The sequence below is a fragment of the Streptomyces sp. NPDC004111 genome, assembly GCF_042874215.1.
In the GTDB taxonomy this organism is placed as follows: domain Bacteria; phylum Actinomycetota; class Actinomycetes; order Streptomycetales; family Streptomycetaceae; genus Streptomyces.
The window spans coordinates 25,004-41,389 of sequence record NZ_JBIAMU010000025.1 but is presented as its reverse complement, the minus strand read 5'-3'; the positions used below and the strand labels follow the sequence as shown (position 1 = coordinate 41,389).

General features: G+C 70.9%; 17 protein-coding genes. 11 read left to right on the top strand and 6 right to left on the bottom strand.

Annotated features, from left to right (window positions below; genetic code table 11):
* Positions 1–3: 3 nt before the first annotated feature.
* The 5 genes from ACFYVL_RS37295 (at position 4) to ACFYVL_RS37275 (ending at position 4,020) form a co-directional block, all read left to right on the top strand.
* Complete coding sequence (locus ACFYVL_RS37295; RefSeq protein WP_389253111.1) at positions 4–729, top strand: VIT family protein; 726 nt, start codon at positions 4–6, stop codon at positions 727–729.
* Between the two features lie 87 nt (positions 730–816).
* Positions 817–1,089 carry a Clp protease N-terminal domain-containing protein gene (locus ACFYVL_RS37290; protein WP_389253109.1) on the top strand — a complete coding sequence of 91 codons (273 nt, stop codon included), beginning with the start codon at positions 817–819 and terminating at the stop codon, positions 1,087–1,089.
* Positions 1,090–1,195: 106 nt separating this feature from the next.
* Positions 1,196–2,170: a sterol desaturase family protein gene (locus ACFYVL_RS37285; RefSeq protein ID WP_389253107.1), complete on the top strand. Its 975-nt coding sequence runs from the start codon at positions 1,196–1,198 to the stop codon at positions 2,168–2,170.
* A complete protein-coding gene (locus ACFYVL_RS37280; RefSeq protein WP_389253105.1) occupies positions 2,167–2,958 on the top strand; it encodes a lysoplasmalogenase in 792 nt (263 codons plus the stop codon). The genes ACFYVL_RS37285 and ACFYVL_RS37280 overlap by 4 nt, the downstream gene beginning before the upstream one ends.
* 18 nt (positions 2,959–2,976) lie before the next feature.
* Positions 2,977–4,020 (top strand): zinc-dependent alcohol dehydrogenase family protein, encoded by a 1,044-nt coding sequence (locus ACFYVL_RS37275; RefSeq protein ID WP_389253103.1) that lies wholly within the window; start codon positions 2,977–2,979, stop codon positions 4,018–4,020.
* A gap of 75 nt (positions 4,021–4,095) precedes the next feature.
* Here ACFYVL_RS37275 and ACFYVL_RS37270 read toward each other — a convergent pair whose 3' ends face one another.
* On the bottom strand, positions 4,096–5,637 hold the full coding sequence (locus tag ACFYVL_RS37270) for a S8 family serine peptidase (protein ID WP_389253101.1): 1,542 nt from the start codon (positions 5,635–5,637) through the stop codon (positions 4,096–4,098).
* A gap of 244 nt (positions 5,638–5,881) precedes the next feature.
* Here ACFYVL_RS37270 and ACFYVL_RS37265 point away from each other — a divergent pair, with 244 nt between their 5' ends.
* The 3 genes from ACFYVL_RS37265 to moaA all read left to right on the top strand — a co-directional run bounded on the left by ACFYVL_RS37265 (position 5,882) and on the right by moaA (position 9,044).
* Positions 5,882–6,247: a DUF485 domain-containing protein gene (locus ACFYVL_RS37265; RefSeq protein ID WP_389253099.1), complete on the top strand. Its 366-nt coding sequence runs from the start codon at positions 5,882–5,884 to the stop codon at positions 6,245–6,247.
* Positions 6,244–7,905 (top strand): cation acetate symporter, encoded by a 1,662-nt coding sequence (locus tag ACFYVL_RS37260; RefSeq protein ID WP_389253097.1) that lies wholly within the window; start codon positions 6,244–6,246, stop codon positions 7,903–7,905. The genes ACFYVL_RS37265 and ACFYVL_RS37260 overlap by 4 nt, the downstream gene beginning before the upstream one ends.
* Positions 7,906–8,054: 149 nt before the next feature.
* Positions 8,055–9,044 carry a GTP 3',8-cyclase MoaA gene (gene moaA / locus ACFYVL_RS37255; RefSeq protein WP_389253095.1) on the top strand — a complete coding sequence of 330 codons (990 nt, stop codon included), beginning with the start codon at positions 8,055–8,057 and terminating at the stop codon, positions 9,042–9,044.
* Positions 9,045–9,058: 14 nt separating this feature from the next.
* On the opposite strand, the gene ACFYVL_RS37250 is transcribed toward moaA, so the two are convergent.
* Positions 9,059–9,292: a hypothetical protein gene (locus ACFYVL_RS37250; protein ID WP_389253093.1), complete on the bottom strand. Its 234-nt coding sequence runs from the start codon at positions 9,290–9,292 to the stop codon at positions 9,059–9,061.
* A gap of 197 nt (positions 9,293–9,489) precedes the next feature.
* Positions 9,490–9,855, bottom strand: coding sequence for a DUF3099 domain-containing protein (locus ACFYVL_RS37245; RefSeq protein ID WP_389253091.1), 366 nt, complete (start codon positions 9,853–9,855; stop codon positions 9,490–9,492).
* 212 nt (positions 9,856–10,067) lie between these two features.
* Here ACFYVL_RS37245 and ACFYVL_RS37240 point away from each other — a divergent pair, with 212 nt between their 5' ends.
* Positions 10,068–10,343, top strand: a complete 276-nt coding sequence (locus ACFYVL_RS37240; protein WP_389253089.1) for a GlsB/YeaQ/YmgE family stress response membrane protein — start codon at positions 10,068–10,070, stop codon at positions 10,341–10,343.
* 24 nt (positions 10,344–10,367) lie between these two features.
* On the opposite strand, the gene tyrS is transcribed toward ACFYVL_RS37240, so the two are convergent.
* From tyrS to ACFYVL_RS37225, 3 genes are read right to left on the bottom strand one after another with little or no spacing between them, the layout of a single operon-like run.
* Positions 10,368–11,636: a tyrosine--tRNA ligase gene (gene tyrS / locus ACFYVL_RS37235; protein WP_389253087.1), complete on the bottom strand. Its 1,269-nt coding sequence runs from the start codon at positions 11,634–11,636 to the stop codon at positions 10,368–10,370.
* Between the two features lie 46 nt (positions 11,637–11,682).
* A complete protein-coding gene (locus ACFYVL_RS37230; RefSeq protein ID WP_389253085.1) occupies positions 11,683–13,077 on the bottom strand; it encodes a metallopeptidase TldD-related protein in 1,395 nt (464 codons plus the stop codon).
* Positions 13,074–14,630, bottom strand: coding sequence for a TldD/PmbA family protein (locus ACFYVL_RS37225; protein WP_389253328.1), 1,557 nt, complete (start codon positions 14,628–14,630; stop codon positions 13,074–13,076). The genes ACFYVL_RS37230 and ACFYVL_RS37225 overlap by 4 nt, the downstream gene beginning before the upstream one ends.
* 191 nt (positions 14,631–14,821) lie before the next feature.
* On the opposite strand from ACFYVL_RS37225, the gene fabG reads away from it, so the two are divergent.
* Together fabG and fabI are read left to right on the top strand one after the other, a co-directional pair.
* Positions 14,822–15,538, top strand: a complete 717-nt coding sequence (fabG, locus tag ACFYVL_RS37220; protein WP_389253083.1) for a 3-oxoacyl-[acyl-carrier-protein] reductase — start codon at positions 14,822–14,824, stop codon at positions 15,536–15,538.
* A 5-nt stretch (positions 15,539–15,543) separates the two neighbouring features.
* Complete coding sequence (fabI, locus tag ACFYVL_RS37215) at positions 15,544–16,311, top strand: enoyl-ACP reductase FabI (RefSeq protein WP_389253081.1); 768 nt, start codon at positions 15,544–15,546, stop codon at positions 16,309–16,311.
* Positions 16,312–16,386: the final 75 nt, after the last annotated feature.

The window sequence follows — 16,386 nt, the reverse complement described above, 5'->3', positions numbered from 1 at the left end:
GGCATGACGGACGACACCAGCACGGACAGCGGCCCGGTGGAACCGCACCACGAGGACCTCGGCTCCCGCCTGAACTGGCTCAGGGCCGGGGTCCTCGGTGCGAACGACGGCATCGTCTCCACCGCGGGCCTGGTCGTCGGCGTGGCCGGCGCCACCGACTCCCGCGAGGCACTCCTGACGGCCGGACTCGCGGGACTGCTCGCCGGCTCCCTGTCGATGGCGGCGGGCGAGTACGTCTCGGTGTCGACCCAGCGCGACTCCGAGAAGGCCGCCATCGCCCTGGAGAAGCGCGAACTGCGCGAACAGCCCGAGGAGGAGCTCGACGAACTGACCCGGCTCCTGACGGACCGGGGCCTGGCCCCCGAGCTGGCCCGCGAGGCCGCCGAGCAGCTCACCGAGCGCGACGCGCTGCGCGCCCACGCGCGCGTGGAGCTGGGCATCGACCCCGACGAGCTGACCAACCCCTGGCACGCCGCCTGGGCCAGCTTCATCGCCTTCACCGTCGGCGCCCTGCTCCCGCTCCTGGCGATCGTGCTGCCCCCGCAGTCCTGGCGGCTGCCGGTCACGGTCCTCTCGGTGCTGGCCGCGCTGGCCGTCACGGGCTGGGGAAGTGCCCGCCTCGGCGCCGCCCCGGTGCGCCCCGCGGTGTGGCGCAACGTGGCGGGCGGTGCGCTCGCGATGGGTGTGACGTACCTGGCGGGCACCCTGCTGGGCGCGGTGGGGGCCTGACGGCACGCCCCGGCAGCACGGCGGTACCGGCCCGTGGCGCTGTTCGCACGGTTCCGTCCCGGCCTGGGTTCGGCCACCATGGGACGTATGCCGAACCACGCGCGAAACGAGACAACTCCCCGTCCCACTCCGCGATTCGAGGCACTGGTCGCCGAGGCGGGCCGGATAGCCGTCGGCCTCGGGCACAGTCACACCGGCGCCGAGCACCTGATGCTGGCCCTGCTGCGCGACCCCGACGCCGTACCGACGCAGGTGCTCGCCGAACTGGCCGACCCCGCCCAGGTCGACAAGCGGCTGCTCGACCTGGTCACCTCACCGACGTACCACGAGAACCGGCACACCGACCGCCCCCACCCCTGAGGCACACCGGCCCCCAGAGGACGCACACACTCCTGACGGAACTTCTTACATACTCATAGGTAACAACCTCTAGTCGGGCCCCCGTCCACGCCTCTATCGTGCGGACATGCCGAACCTGCCCGATGTCGTGCTGTGGTCGATACCCGCCTTCGTCCTGCTCACCGTGCTCGAAATCGTGAGCTACCGCCTCCACCCGGACGACGAGTCCGAGGGGTACGAGGCCAAGGACGCCGCCACCAGCATCACCATGGGGCTCGGCAGCATCGGCTTCGACTTCCTGTGGAAGATCCCGATCGTCGCGATCTACACCGCGGTGTACGAGCTGACGCCCGCCCGCATCCCGGTGCTCTGGTGGACGATCCCGCTGATGCTGCTCGCCCAGGACTTCTTCTACTACTGGTCGCACCGGGGCCACCACGTGGTGCGCATCCTGTGGGCCTGCCACGTGGTCCACCACTCCAGCCGCAAGTTCAACTTCAGCACCGCGTTGCGCCAGCCCTGGACGTCCCTCACCGTCTGGCCGTTCTACCTGCCGCTGATCGCCTGCGGCGTGCACCCGGCGGCGCTCGCGTTCTGCTCCTCGGCGAACCTGGTCTACCAGTTCTGGGTGCACACCGAGCGGGTCGGCAAGCTGCCGCGCCCCTTCGAGTACGTCCTCAACACGCCCTCCCACCACCGGGTGCACCACGCCTCGCAGGGCGGCTACCTGGACCGCAACTTCGGCGGCATCCTGATCGTCTGGGACCGGCTCTTCGGCTCCTTCGTGAGCGAGACCGAGCGCCCGGTGTACGGGCTGACCAAGAACATCGGCACCTTCAACCCGCTGCGCGTCGCCACCCACGAGTACGCCGCCATCGCCCGCGACGTACGCGCCGCCAACTCCTGGCGCGAGCGCGCGGGCCGGGTCTTCGGCGGTCCGGGCTGGCAGCCCGCGGGCACCGCCCCGGCCCCCGCGCCCGCCACCGCCCCGGCGCCCGCCGAACCGGCCGCCGCCGAACCCGTCACCGCCCCGGCCACCGCCGCCGCCTCCGCCGGCACCCCGGCCACCACCGCCCCGCAGCAGCCGGAGCCCGCCGCATGAGCACCCCCACCGGCGGCCCCGCCGACGCCGACAGCACCACGGACGACGCGGCGCACGGCACCACCGGCGGCCCCCCGGCCCCCGGGCCCGGCCGCGACCGCCTCGCCCGCGTCCTCCTCGGCGCCTTCCTGCTCGCCACCGCCGTCGACCTCGCCGGACTCCTCGCCGACGTGTGGACGGTGCACGCGGTCGCCAAACCGCTGCTGATGCCGCTGCTCGTCGGCCACGTCGCCGCCCGCGGCGCCCCCCGCCTGCTGATCGCGGCGCTCCTCTTCGGCTGGGGCGGCGACGTGGCCCTGCTCTTCGACGCGGACCCGGCCTTCATGATCGGCATGGCCTCCTTCGCCGTCGGCCACGTCTGCTACCTGCTGCTCTTCAGGGGCGCGCCGATGAACCGCCCGCTCGGCGCCCTCTACGCCCTGGCGCTCGTCACGCTGGTCGTCCTGCTGTGGCCCGGCCTCCCCGCGGAGCTGCGCATCCCGGTCGCCGGGTACAGCCTGCTGCTCACCTTCATGGCGTTCCGGGCGAGCGGCCTGGGCCGCACCCCGTTCCTCTCGGCGGCGGGCATCGGCGGAGCACTCTTCCTGCTCTCCGACACCCTGATCGCCACCGGGGTCGCCGACTGGCCGCAGCTGCCCGCCCCGGACTTCTGGGTGATGGCCACCTACGCCGCCGCCCAGCTCCTGCTCGCCCTGGGCGTGCTCGGCGCGGGCCCCGGCCCGGCCCGCGCCGCACGCCGCGCCGAGCCCGCCCCCACCGCGTACGGTGAACGGAGCACTGCCCTCTGACCAGCAAGGACGCACCACATGCGGGCCACCGTCATCCACGCCCCCGGCGACATCCGGATCGAAGAAGTACCGGACCCACGCCTCCAGCAGCCGACCGACGTGGTGGTACGGGTGCTCCGCGCCTGCATCTGCGGCAGCGACCTGTGGGCCTACCGGGGCGAGTCCGCGCGCAGGCCGGGACAGCGCATCGGGCACGAGTTCCTGGGCGTGGTCGAGGAGGCGGGCGCCGAGGTGCGGGCCTTCAAGGCCGGTGACCTGGTCGTGGCGCCCTTCGTCTGGTCGGACGGCACCTGCGACTTCTGCGCCGAGGGACTGATGACCTCCTGCCCCGAGGGCGGCTTCTGGGGCTCGGTGGGCTCCGACGGCGGCCAGGGCGAGGCGGTCCGGGTGCCCTTCGCCGACGGCACCCTCGTCAAACTGCCCGCCGACGCCGCGTCCGACGACCGGCTGCTGACCGCGCTGGTCACCCTCGCCGACGTGATGGGCACCGGCCACCACGCCGCCGTCGGCGCCGCCGTGCGCCCCGGCTCCACCGTCGCGGTGGTCGGCGACGGGGCGGTCGGCCTGTGCGGGGTGCTGGCCGCCAAGCGGCTGGGCGCCGACCGGATCGTCGCGATGGGCCGCCACCGCACCCGTACCGACCTGGCCCGCTCCTTCGGCGCCACCGACGTCGTCGCCGCCCGCGGCGAGGAGGCGGTCGACGCGGTCCGCGAGCTGACCGGCGGCCAGGGCGTGCACGCGGTGATCGAGGCCGTCGGCACCGAGCAGTCCATGCGCACCGCCGTGGCCGTCGCCCGCGACGGCGGCGCGATCGGCTACGTCGGCGTCCCGCACGGCAGCGCCACCGGACTCGACCTGGGCGTCATGTTCGGCCGCAACATCGCGCTGCGCGGGGGAGTGGCCCCGGTCCGCGCCTACCTCCCCGAACTGCTCGCCGACGTGCTCGACGGCAGCCTCGACCCGTCGCCCGTCTTCGACCTCACCGTCGGCCTCGACGAGGTGCCCGAGGGCTACCGGGCGATGGACGGCCGCAGCGCCCTGAAGGTGCTGGTCAAGCCGTAGCGGTACGCGCGAGGGGCCGGCCGGTCCCGGACCGGCCGGCCCCTCCTCGTACGTCGTGCGGTCGCCCGCGGTCCGTTACTGGCGCACGGCCCGCAGGGCGTCGATCAGACCGGCTCCGTAGAAGCCGTTGTCGTTGGTCGAGCCCTTGCAGACGGCGTCGATCTTGCCGTCCTTGTTGATGTCGTACGGGTCACCGCACGGCACGCTCTCGGCCTGCGTCGTCAGCATCCGCTCCAGCTGGCGCGGGGTGGCGTTCGGGTGCGTCGACTTCAGCAGCGCGAGGACGCCCGAGACGTGCGGGGACGCCATCGAGGTGCCGCGCTTGTAGCCGTAGCCGCCGCCCGGCAGGGTCGAGAGGATGTTGCCGTCCACGGCCGGACCGTCCGGGGCCTGGTACTTGGTCTGGTCGCCGCCCGGCGCGGTGATGTCGACGACGCCCTTGCCGTAGCTGGAGTACGACGCCTTGATGCCCTTGGCGCCGGTCGCCGAGACCGTCACCACGTCGTCCAGCTGCATCGGGATGTCGAGGCACTTCTTCGGGTCGATGGTGCGGGAGACCGGCGTGCCGTCGTTGGGGCTCGACGCGTCCACGATCTCCTTGGCGTCGAGGTCGTAGTTCGAGTTGCCCGCCGAGGCGACGCTGATGGTGCCCTTGTTGTACGCGTACCGCTGGGCCCGGTCGACGGCCTCCACCAGGGCGCCCTGGTCCGGGTCGTCCTTGCAGTTGAACATCCACGGGTCGGTGAAGTAGCTGTTGTTCGTGACGTCCGCGCCGTGCTCGGCGGCGTACACGAAGGCACAGACGACGGCCTCGGTGTAGAACTCGCCGGTGGCGTCGGCGACCTTGATGCCGGAGACCCGCACGTTCGGCGCGACACCGGTGACGCCGACGCCGTTCTTCGCGGCGGCGATGGTGCCCGCCACATGCGTGCCGTGGTCCGACTCGTCGGCCTTCGGACGCCAGACGCCCGCCGTGGTGTCCGCCTTGCCGCCGACGCAGCTCGCGGAGCCCTTGGCGTCGAAGTTCGGCGCCAGGTCCGGGTGGGTGTCGTCCACGCCGGTGTCGATGACCGTGACGTTGACCTTCTTGCTGCCCAGGGTCTTCTGGTGCGCCTTGTCCGCGCGGATCGCGGGCAGCGCCCACAGCAGCGGCTCCAGCGGGTCCTCGGCGCGGGTGGCCTTCTTCGCCGCGGCCTGCGCCTCGCTCGCCGACAGACGCTCGGTGGCGCCCTCGTCGGTGGTGCCGGCCGTCTTGATCGGCGCGGTGCGGGTGGCACCGGCCGACTCCACGCCGCGGACCGTGCGTATCTGCTTCCCGAAGTCCGGGTTCTGGGACGTGACGACAATGACGCCGATCTTGTCGTAGCTGACCACGACCGTGCCGCCGGCCCTGGCTATCGCCTTCTTCACCGACTTCGCGGTGGAGCGGCCGCCGTCGACGTTCACCACGTACGACAGTTTCGGGCCATCGGCCCGGGGCGCCGGAGCGGCTGCCGCGGCGTCCTGCGCGGGCGCCGCCGTGGCCGAGGTCATCGGCAGGAAGCCGAGCGAGGCAGTCAGTGCCAGACCGACGGGCAGCGCCAGTGCGCGCGACCGTCTGGTTCCCAGATGAGCCATGGGTTCTCCACATCATCCGTGCCGAACGTCCCACCGCACGACTGCGGTTGGACGGGTACATGACCAGCGAAACTATCCCTGATCGAACCGCCGGATCAATGAGTTCGGAAAAGAAAACGGCCGGGTTGAACCGAGTCGCGCCGCGCGCCGTGCCGTTGTCAGGGGGAGGCAGCACCATCAGCCCCTTCCCAGTGAGGTCCTCTTGCCCCACCCCACCACCACACCCGCGTCGCGAGGAGAGTCCGTGACCACCGATGCACCACCGCCCCAGGGCGGCCCGGACACCAGCCCTGCCGGGCCCACGACGGAGCAGTTCGTCGAGGTGCAGGAGAGCGCGGAATTCGGCGAACTGCGCCGTGCCCACCGCTCCTTCGCCTTCCCCCTCACCATCGCGTTCATCGCCTGGTACCTGCTGTACGTACTGATGTCGAACTACGCCGGCGGCTTCATGGGCACGAAGCTCTTCGGCAACATCAACGTCGCACTCGTCTTCGGACTCGCCCAGTTCCTGACGACCTTCCTCATCGCCTGGTTCTACTCGCGGCACGCGGCGAACAAGCTCGACCCGAAGGCCGCAGCGATCAAGTCGCGCCTGGAGGCCGGAGAATGACCCTGCAGAACCTCGGGTGGCAGCACGCCACCCCCGACAACTTCGGCTGGCAGCTCGCCGCCGGCGGCGGGGCCAGCGAGCACCGCGGCCTGATCATCACCCTCTTCGGCCTGTTCGTCGTCGCCACCCTGGTCATCACCGTCTGGGCCGGCAAGCAGACCAAGAGCGCCTCCGACTTCTACGCCGGCGGCCGTCAGTTCACCGGCTTCCAGAACGGCCTGGCGATCTCCGGCGACTACATGTCCGCCGCCTCGTTCCTGGGCATCGCCGGATCCATCGCCCTCTTCGGCTACGACGGCTTCCTGTACTCCATCGGCTTCCTGGTCGCCTGGCTGGTCGCGCTGCTCCTGGTCGCCGAACCGCTGCGCAACTCCGGCCGCTACACGATGGGCGACGTCCTCGCCTACCGCATGAAGCAGCGCCCGGTCCGCACCGCGGCCGGCACCTCCACCATCGTGGTGTCGATCTTCTACCTGCTGGCGCAGATGGCGGGCGCGGGCGTACTGGTCTCGCTGCTGCTCGGCATCACCAGCGACGGCGGCAAGGTCGCCATCGTCGCCCTGGTCGGCGTCCTGATGATCGTGTACGTCACCATCGGCGGCATGAAGGGCACCACCTGGGTGCAGATGGTCAAGGCCGTCCTGCTGATCGCGGGCACCCTGCTGATCACCTTCCTGATCCTGCTGAAGTTCAACTTCAACCTCTCCGACCTGCTGGGCGCCGCCGCCACCAACAGCGGCAAGGAGGGCTTCCTGGAACCGGGCCTGAAGTACGGCGTCAGCGCCATGTCCAAGCTGGACTTCCTCTCGCTGGGCATCGCGCTCGTGCTCGGCACCGCCGGCCTGCCGCACATCCTGATCCGCTTCTACACCGTGCCCACGGCCAAGGCCGCCCGTAAGTCCGTGAACTGGGCGATCGGCATCATCGGCGCCTTCTACCTGATGACCATCGTGCTGGGCTTCGGCGCCGCCGCCCTGCTCAAGCCGGGCGACATCACCGCCTCCAACAAGGCGGGCAACACCGCGGCCCCGCTCGCCGCCCTCGAAATCGGCGGCGGCGCGGGCTCCACCGGCGGCGCGATCCTGCTCGCCGTGATCTCGGCGGTCGCCTTCGCGACCATCCTCGCGGTGGTCGCCGGGCTCACCCTCGCCTCGTCGTCCTCGTTCGCCCACGACATCTACGCGAACGTCATCAAGCGCGGCAAGGCCACCGAGAAGGAGGAGATGAAGGCAGCCCGCTGGGCCACCGTCCTCATCGGCATCGTCTCCATCGCGCTCGGCGCGCTCGCCCGCGACCTCAACGTGGCCGGTCTGGTCGCGCTCGCCTTCGCGGTCGCCGCGTCCGCCAACCTGCCGACGATCCTCTACAGCCTCTTCTGGAAGAAGTTCACCACCCAGGGAGCGCTCTGGTCGATCTACGGCGGTCTCTTCGCCGCGGTCTTCCTGGTGCTGTTCTCGCCGGTCGTCTCCGGCAAGCCCACCTCGATGTTCAAGGGCGTCGACTTTGCCTGGTTCCCGCTGGAGAACCCCGGCCTGATCTCGATCCCGCTGGGCTTCCTGCTCGGCTGGCTCGGCTCGGTCCTCTCCAAGGAGGCCCCCGACAAGGGCAAGTACGCCGAGCTGGAGGTCAAGTCCCTCACCGGCACCGGGGCGCACTGACCGCGTCCCTCGTACATCTCACCAGGGCCGCGTCGTAGAGTCCTACGACGCGGCCCTGCCGTGCCTCGTGGCAATCGGCCCACGGGGGTTGTCAGTGCCGTCGCGTAGTGTCGAAAGCAACAGACACCCAATCGGGGAGGGGGCCCACAGTGCTCATCGACACCTACGGTCGGGTCGCCACCGACCTGCGCGTCTCACTCACGGACAAGTGCAACCTGCGCTGTACGTACTGCATGCCCGAAGAGGGCCTCCAGTGGCTCGGCAAGCAGGAACTGCTCTCCGACGACGAGATCGTCCGGCTCATCCGCATCGCCGTCACCGACCTGGGCATCACCGAGGTCCGCTTCACCGGCGGCGAGCCGCTGCTGCGGCCCGGACTCGTCGGGATCATCGAGCGCTGCGCCGCCCTGGAGCCCCGCCCCCGGATGTCCCTGACCACCAACGGCATCGGCCTCAAGCGCACCGCCGCCGCCCTCAAGGCGGCCGGCCTGGACCGGGTGAACGTCTCCCTGGACACCCTGCGCCCCGACGTCTTCAAGACCCTCACCCGCCGCGACCGCCACCAGGACGTCCTGGACGGCATGGCCGCCGCCCGCGCCGCCGGCCTCACCCCGGTCAAGGTCAACGCCGTACTGATGCCCGGCCTCAACGACGACGAGGCCCCCGACCTGCTGGCCTGGGCCGTCGACCACGGCTACGAGCTGCGCTTCATCGAGCAGATGCCGCTCGACGCCCAGCACGGCTGGAAGCGCGACGGCATGATCACCGCCGGTGACATCCTGACCTCCCTGCGCACTCGCTTCACCCTCACCGAGGAGGGCGAGCGCGAGCGCGGATCGGCGCCCGCCGAGCGCTGGGTGGTGGACGGCGGACCGCACCGGGTCGGCGTGATCGCCTCGGTCACCCGCCCCTTCTGCGGCGCCTGCGACCGCACCCGGCTCACCGCAGACGGCCAGGTCCGCACCTGCCTGTTCGCCCGCGAGGAGTCCGACCTGCGGTCCGCCCTGCGCTCGGACGCCACCGACGCGGAGATCGCGGAGCGCTGGAAGGTCGCCATGTGGGGCAAGAAGGCGGGCTCTGGCCTCGACGACCCGACGTTCCTCCAGCCGGACCGGCCGATGTCCGCGATCGGCGGCTGACACCCGCGAGCGGGTCAGCGCCCTTCTTCGGCAGGGTGCTCCCGCCGCACCCACTCGGCGAACGGCACGACGTCCTTCAGGAAACCGCGCAGATCCAGGAAGTGCGACAGGTGCTCGCGGTGCTCCTCGCACGCCAGCCACGTCTTGCGGCGCTCCGGGGTGTGCAGCTTCGGGTTGTTCCAGGCCAGCACCCACACGGCGGGCGCACGGCAGCCCTTGCCGGAACAGATGGGGGTTTCGTCACTCACAGCAGATTTCCCAACAGGGGCCACCGGAAAAGGGCCCTCACAAAGGCGACGCCGAGCAGCCACGGGGGGAGCTGCCCGGCGTCGGTCCGTCGCTCCGACGGGGGATGCGGAGCGCCTACGAAGTATGTCATGGGGTACGGGGTGCGGTGCACCGGAACTTCATGATTGATCTGAGCTTTTCTTGAGCTTGGGCGGAGCTAAGTAGTCCGCCCCTGTGGGTCGTTGACCGTTTCGGCGGGCTCCGGGTCCATGATCCGGCCCTCCAGCGGCGGCCCCAGAGCGGGCCGCACGGGAGGCGCCACGAAGGTCGTCGGGAGCGCTTTCACAGTCTCCCGTCCCGCGTTCGCGATCACCACCGCGACGTACGGCAGCAGCACGCCCAGGGCGAGCGCCACGATCGCCACATGGCGCTCCACGTTCCACAGCACCGCCGCGGCGATGACCGCGACCGTCCTGATCCCCATCGAGATGACGTAACGGCGCTGCCTGCCCCGCACGTCCTCGGCGAGTCCCTGCCGTGCCCCGGTGATCCGGACGACCTCGGCTCCGCGCAGCTTCCGCATACGTTCCACCACCCGATTTCCGCACCGGGCGCTCCCCGGCCCGGACCCTGTCCACGGTACGCCCGTGCTGCGACGCGCGGCAGACCGGGGGCGGCCCGGCCCGACCGGGACCGTTCCGGCGTACCGCGTATGGCGGTGTCCGACATGCGCCGTACGGGGGACAGCCCCAGACTTGATCGCAGCGCACATCCGCGCCGGTACGAGGAGGCGACATGAGTTGGTTGTGGGCAATCATCGTCGGGCTGGTGCTCGGCCTGATCGCCAAGGCGATCATCCCGGGCAAACAGCAGATCCCGCTCTGGCTGACGACCGTCTTCGGCATCGTCGGAAGCGTGCTCGGCAACTGGCTGGCGACCAAGTTCGGCATCAACGACACCAAGGGCATCGACTGGGGCCGGCACCTGCTCCAGCTGATCGGAGCCGTGGTCGTGGTCGGTGTGGGCGACGCCATCTACGCGTCGCTGCGCGGCAACAGACGCACCACCTAGAACCCGCCGCGTACCGGGAGCGGATCAGACGCCGGTGACCTCGACCGCCGCCAGGTTCTTCTTGCCCCGGCGCAGCACCAGCCAGCGGCCGTGCAGCAGCTGGTCGGCGGTGATCTCCGCGTCCTCGGCGGTCACCTTGACGTTGTTCACGTAGGCGCCGCCCTCCTTGATGGTGCGCCGGGCGCCGCCCTTGCTGGGCGCGAGACCGGCCGCGATCAGCAGGTCCACCACCTGGCCCAGACCCTCCGCACTCGCGTGCGGCAGCTCGGACAGCGCGGCCCGCAGGGTGGGCTCGTCGAGCTCGGTCAGCTCGCCCTGCCCGAAGAGCGCCTTCGACGCGGCGATGACGGCCGCGCACTGGTCCGCCCCGTGCACCAGCGTCGTCAGCTCCTCCGCCAGCGCACGCTGCGCGGCACGGGCCTGCGGACGCTCCTCGGTCTGCGCCTCCAGCTCCTCCAGCTCCGCCTGGGTGCGGAAGCTGAGGATGCGCAGGTACTTCGAGACGTCCCGGTCGTCCACGTTCAGCCAGAACTGGTAGAACGCGTACGGCGTGGTCATCTCCGGGTCCAGCCAGACGGCCCCGCCCTCGGTCTTGCCGAACTTGGTGCCGTCCGCCTTCGTCATCAGCGGCGTCGCCAGCGCGTGCACCTCGGCCTCCGGCTCGACCCGGTGGATCAGGTCGAGACCGGCGGTCAGGTTGCCCCACTGGTCGCTGCCGCCCTGCTGGAGGGTGCAGCCGTAGCGGCGGTACAGCTCCAGGAAGTCCATGCCCTGGAGCAGCTGGTAGCTGAACTCGGTGTAGCTGATGCCCTGCTCGGACTCCAGCCGGCGGGCCACCGAGTCCTTGGTGAGCATCTTGTTGACCCGGAAGTGCTTGCCGATGTCCCGCAGGAACTCGATCGCCGACAGGCCGGCGGTCCAGTCCAGGTTGTTCACCAGGGTCGCCGGGTTGTCGCCCTCGAAGTCGAGGAACGGCTCGATCTGCGACCGCAGCCGGTCCACCCACTCCTTGATGGTCTCCGGGTCGTTCAGCGTGCGCTCCGCGGTCGGCCGCGGGTCGCCGATCTGGCCCGTCGCCCCGCCCACCAGCGCCAGCGGACGCAGGCCCGCCCGCTGGAGCCGGCGCATGGTGAGCACCTGCACGAGGTGTCCGACGTGCAGGCTCGCCGCCGTGGGGTCGAAGCCGCAATAGAACGTGACGGGGCCGTCCGCGAGCGCCTTGCGCAAGGCGTCCTCGTCGGTGGACTGGGCGAAGAGGCCGCGCCACTTCAGCTCGTCGACGATGTCCGTCACGATTCTCGTATCTCCTCGGATGTACGTAAAACTTTCCTGTTCGAGGTTATACGCCCCGGCTCACGGAACTCATATTGAAGTCCGGCACCCGCAGTGCGGGCATCGCCGCCCTGGTGAAGTAGTCCGCCCACTCGCGCGGCAGCGTCTTCTCCGTGCGCCCCGCCTCCGAGGCGCGCGACAGCAGGTCCACCGGCGACTCGTTGAACCGGAAGTTGTTCACCTCGCCGACCACCTCGCCGTTCTCCACGAGATAGACGCCGTCCCTGGTCAGACCGGTCAGCAGCAGGGTCGCCGGGTCCACCTCGCGGATGTACCACAGGCACGTCAGCAGCAGCCCCCGGCCGGTCGCCGCCACCATCTCCTCCAGCGACTTCGTGCCGCCCGCGTCCAGCACCAGGTTGCCGACGTCCGGCGCGACGGGCAGCCCGGTCAGGGCGGCGGAGTGCCGGGTGGTGATCAGCCGCTCCAGCTTCCCGTCCCTGACCCAGTCGGTCGCGGCCAGCGGCAGCCCGTTGTCGAAGACCGAGGAGTCGCCGCCCGACGAGTGCGCCAGCACGAACGGCGCGGACTCCAGCCCCGGCTCGGCCGGGTCGCTGCGCAGCGTCAGCGGCAGCCGGGACAGGGTGTCGCCGATCCGGGTCGCACCGCCGGGCCGGGAGAACACCGTCCGCCCCTCCACCGCGTCCCGTGCCCCCGACGACCACATCTGGTAGACCAGCAGGTCGGCCACCGCGGTCGGCGGCAGCAGCGTCTCGTAGCGCCCGGCGGGCAGCTCGACGCGGCGCTCGGCCCACCGCAGCCGCTGCGCCAGCTCCTCGTCCAGGGCCGCCGGGTCGACGTCCTTGAAGTCCCGGGTGGAGCGGCCCGCCCACGCCGACCGGGCGCGGTCGGGGGACTTGGCGTTCAGCTCCAGGGTGCCGTTGGGCTGGTCGTGGCGGAGCCTGAGCCCCGTCGACGTACCCAGGTAGCTGGAGGTCGTCTCGTGGTTCGCGAAGCCGTACAGCTCCCGGCCGCCGGCCCTGGCACGGGCGAAGGCCTCGCCGAGGGCGGGCGCGAACGCGTCGAAGACGGCCGACGACGTCTCGGCCGGCGCGTCCCGGAAGTCCGGCGACACCGGCACCCCCTCGACCAGCGGCTGCGCGTCCTCCGCGGGCCCGGCCGCGCGCGCCGCAGCCTCCGCGGCCCGCACCAGCGGCTCCAGCTCGTCCGTGGTCACCGCCGACCGCGAGACCACCCCGGACGCGGTGCCCCGCCCACCGTCCACGGTCGCGATCACCGTGAGGGACCGGCCGCGGGTCACCCCGTTCGTGGTGAGCGCGTTGCCCGCCCAGCGCAGATTGGCCGACGACTCCTCGTCGGCGATGACCACGCACCCGTCGGTGGTGGACAGCTCCAGCGCCCGCTCGACGATCTCGTACGGCTTGCTGCTCGCGCGGCTCATCGACCGGCCTCCTGCGTGGTGTTCAAGATGTTGACGCCCCTGAAGAGGGCGGACGGGCAGCCGTGCGACACCGCCGCGACCTGGCCGGGCTGGGCCTTGCCGCAGTTGAAGGCACCGCCCAGGACGTAGGTCTGCGGGCCGCCGACCTTCTCCATCGAGCCCCAGAAGTCGGTGGTCGTGGCCTGGTAGGCGACATCGCGCAGCTGGCCCGCCAGTTTCCCGTTCTCGATGCGGAAGAAACGCTGACCGGTGAACTGGAAGTTGAAGCGCTGCATGTCGATCGACCACGAGCGGTCGCCGACCACGTAGATCCCGCGCTCCACCCCGCCGATCAGGTCCTCCGTCGACAGCCCGCCGGGATCCGGCCGCAGCGAGACGTTCGCCATCCGCTGCACCGGGACGTGGCCGGGGGAGTCGGCGTACGCGCACCCGTTGGAGCGCCCGAGCCCGGTCAGCTTCGCGATCCTGCGGTCGGTCTGGTAGCCGACCAGCGTCCCGTCCTTCACCAGGTCCCAGGACTGCGCGGCCACCCCCTCGTCGTCGTAGCCGACCGTCGCGAGCCCGTGCTCGACGGTCCGGTCACCGGTGACGTTCATGATGTTCGAGCCGTACGCCAGCTTGCCCAGCTGGTCGAAGGTGGCGAAGGACGTCCCGGCGTACGCCGCCTCGTAGCCCAGCGCCCGGTCCAGCTCGGTGGCGTGCCCGATCGACTCGTGGATGGTCAGCCACAGGTTGGAGGGGTCCACCACCAGGTCGTAGGAACCCGCTTCGACGCTCGGCGCCCGCATCTTCTCGGCGAGCAGCGAGGGGATCTGAGCCAGCTCGCCCTCCCAGTCCCAGCCGGTGCCCGTCAGGTACTCCCAGCCGCGCCCCACCGGCGGTGCGATCGTCCGCATCGAGTCGAACTCGCCGGACGTCCCGTCCACGGCGACCGCGGTCAGCTGCGGGTGCAGCCGCACCCGCTGCTGCGTGGTGACGGTGCCTGCCGTGTCGGCGTAGAACTTGTTCTCCTGCACGGTCAGCAGCGAGGCGTCGACGTGCGCCACCCCGTCCGCCCGCAGCAGCCGCGCGCTCCAGTCGGCGAGCAGCGCCGACTTCTCCTCGCCCGGCACGTCGAACGGATTGATCTCGTACGAGGAGATCCAGGTGCGGTCCTCGTGCACCGGCTCGTCCGCGAGCTCCACCCGCTCGTCGGACCCGGACGCCCCGATCACCTTCGCCGACAGCTTCGCCATCGCCACGGCCTGCCCGGCGACCCGCGCCGCGGCGTCCATGCTCAGGTCCACGCCCGAGGCGAACCCCCAGGCCCCGCCGTGCACCACCCGCACCGCGTAGCCCAGGTCGGTGGAGTCCGAGGACCCGGAGGGTTTGGCGTCCCGCAGCCGCCAGGAGGCGCTGCGCACCCGCTCGAACCGGAAGTCCGCGTGGTCGGCGCCCAGCGCACGGGCCCGCGCGAGGGCGGCGTCGGCCAGGGCGCGCAGCGGGAGCGCCAGGAAGGAGGCGTCGATCTCGTGCGGCGATGGGGAGGACGAGGGAGGCCGGGGGGATTGCAGGGGCACGAATGTCTCCTGTCGTCGGGACGGGTCGGCACGATCATGTCGTGCCAGGGGCCGGTATGCCCAGTGCCTTTCTGTAGAGACCCGACAGTGGTCGGATGACGTCGCTGTCAGGGCCCGATTCTCCGTACGAGGCCGGGTACCGATAGTTTCGGTCGGTACCAGACCGCTATCGAAAGGGTGATCCGTTGAGCCGCTCGGTTCTCGTCACCGGAGGAAACCGGGGCATCGGCCTCGCCATCGCCCGCGCTTTCGCCGACAACGGCGACAAGGTCGCGATCACGTACCGCTCGGGCGACACCGCGGAGCTCGAAAAGGCGGGCCTGCTGCCCGTCAAGTGCGACATCACCGACACCGAGCAGGTGGAGCAGGCCTACAAGGAGATCGAGGAGAAGCACGGTCCCGTGGAGGTGCTGGTGGCCAACGCCGGCGTCACCAAGGACCAGCTCCTGATGCGCATGTCCGAGGAGGACTTCACGTCCGTACTCGACACCAACCTCACCGGCACCTTCCGCGTCGTGAAGCGGGCCAACCGCGGCATGCTGCGCGCCAAGAAGGGCCGCGTCGTGCTGATCTCCTCGGTGGTGGGCCTCCTCGGCTCCGCCGGGCAGGCGAACTACGCCGCCTCCAAGGCCGGTCTGGTCGGCTTCGCGCGCTCGCTCGCCCGCGAGCTGGGTTCGCGCAACATCACCTTCAACGTCGTGGCGCCCGGGTTCGTCGACACCGACATGACCCAGGTGCTCACGGAGGAGCAGCGCAAGGGCATCGTCGCCCAGGTGCCGCTCGGCCGCTACGCGCAGTCCGAGGAGATCGCCGCGGCGGTCAGGTTCCTCGCGTCCGACGACGCGTCGTACATCACTGGAGCCGTCATCCCGGTTGACGGCGGATTGGGCATGGGTCACTGATCGCCATGAGTGGAATCCTCGAAGGCAAGAACATCCTCATCACGGGTGTCCTGATGGAGTCCTCCATCGCCTTTCACGCGGCCAAGGTGGCCCAGGAGCAGGGTGCCAACGTCATCCTGACCGCCTGGCCCCGCCCGACGCTGACCGAGCGCATCGCCAAGAAGCTCCCGAAGCCGGCGAAGGTCATCGAGCTGGACGTCACCAACCAGGAGCACCTGGACCGCCTGGAGGGCCTGGTCCGCGACGAGCTGGGCTCGCTCGACGGCGTCGTGCACTCCATCGGCTTCGCGCCGCAGGACGCGCTCGGCGGCAACTTCCTCAACACCCCCTTCGAGTCGGTCGCCACGGCCATGCACGTCTCGGCCTTCTCGCTGAAGTCCCTGACGATGGCCTGCCGCCCGCTGATGAGCGAGGGCGGCTCGATCGTCGGCCTGACCTTCGACGCGCAGTTCGCGTGGCCGCAGTACGACTGGATGGGCCCGGCCAAGGCGGCGCTGGAGGCCACCTCCCGCTACCTCGCCCGCGACCTGGGCGCCGAGGGCCTGCGCTGCAACCTGATCTCGGCGGGCCCGCTCGGCTCGATGGCCGCGAAGTCCATCCCGGGCTTCTCGGAGCTGGCCGCGGTCTGGGACACCCGCTCCCCGATGAAGTGGGACATGGGCGACCCGGAGCCGGCCGGCCGGGGCATCGTGGCCCTGCTGTCGGACTTCTTCCCGAAGACGACGGGCGAGATCATCCACGTCGACGGCGGCGTCCACATGATCGGCGCCTGACCCCACCCTTCACGGCCCCGCCACCCTTCTGGGCGGCGGGGCCGCACCTTTCCCCCCGCCCCCTTGGGCGGCGGG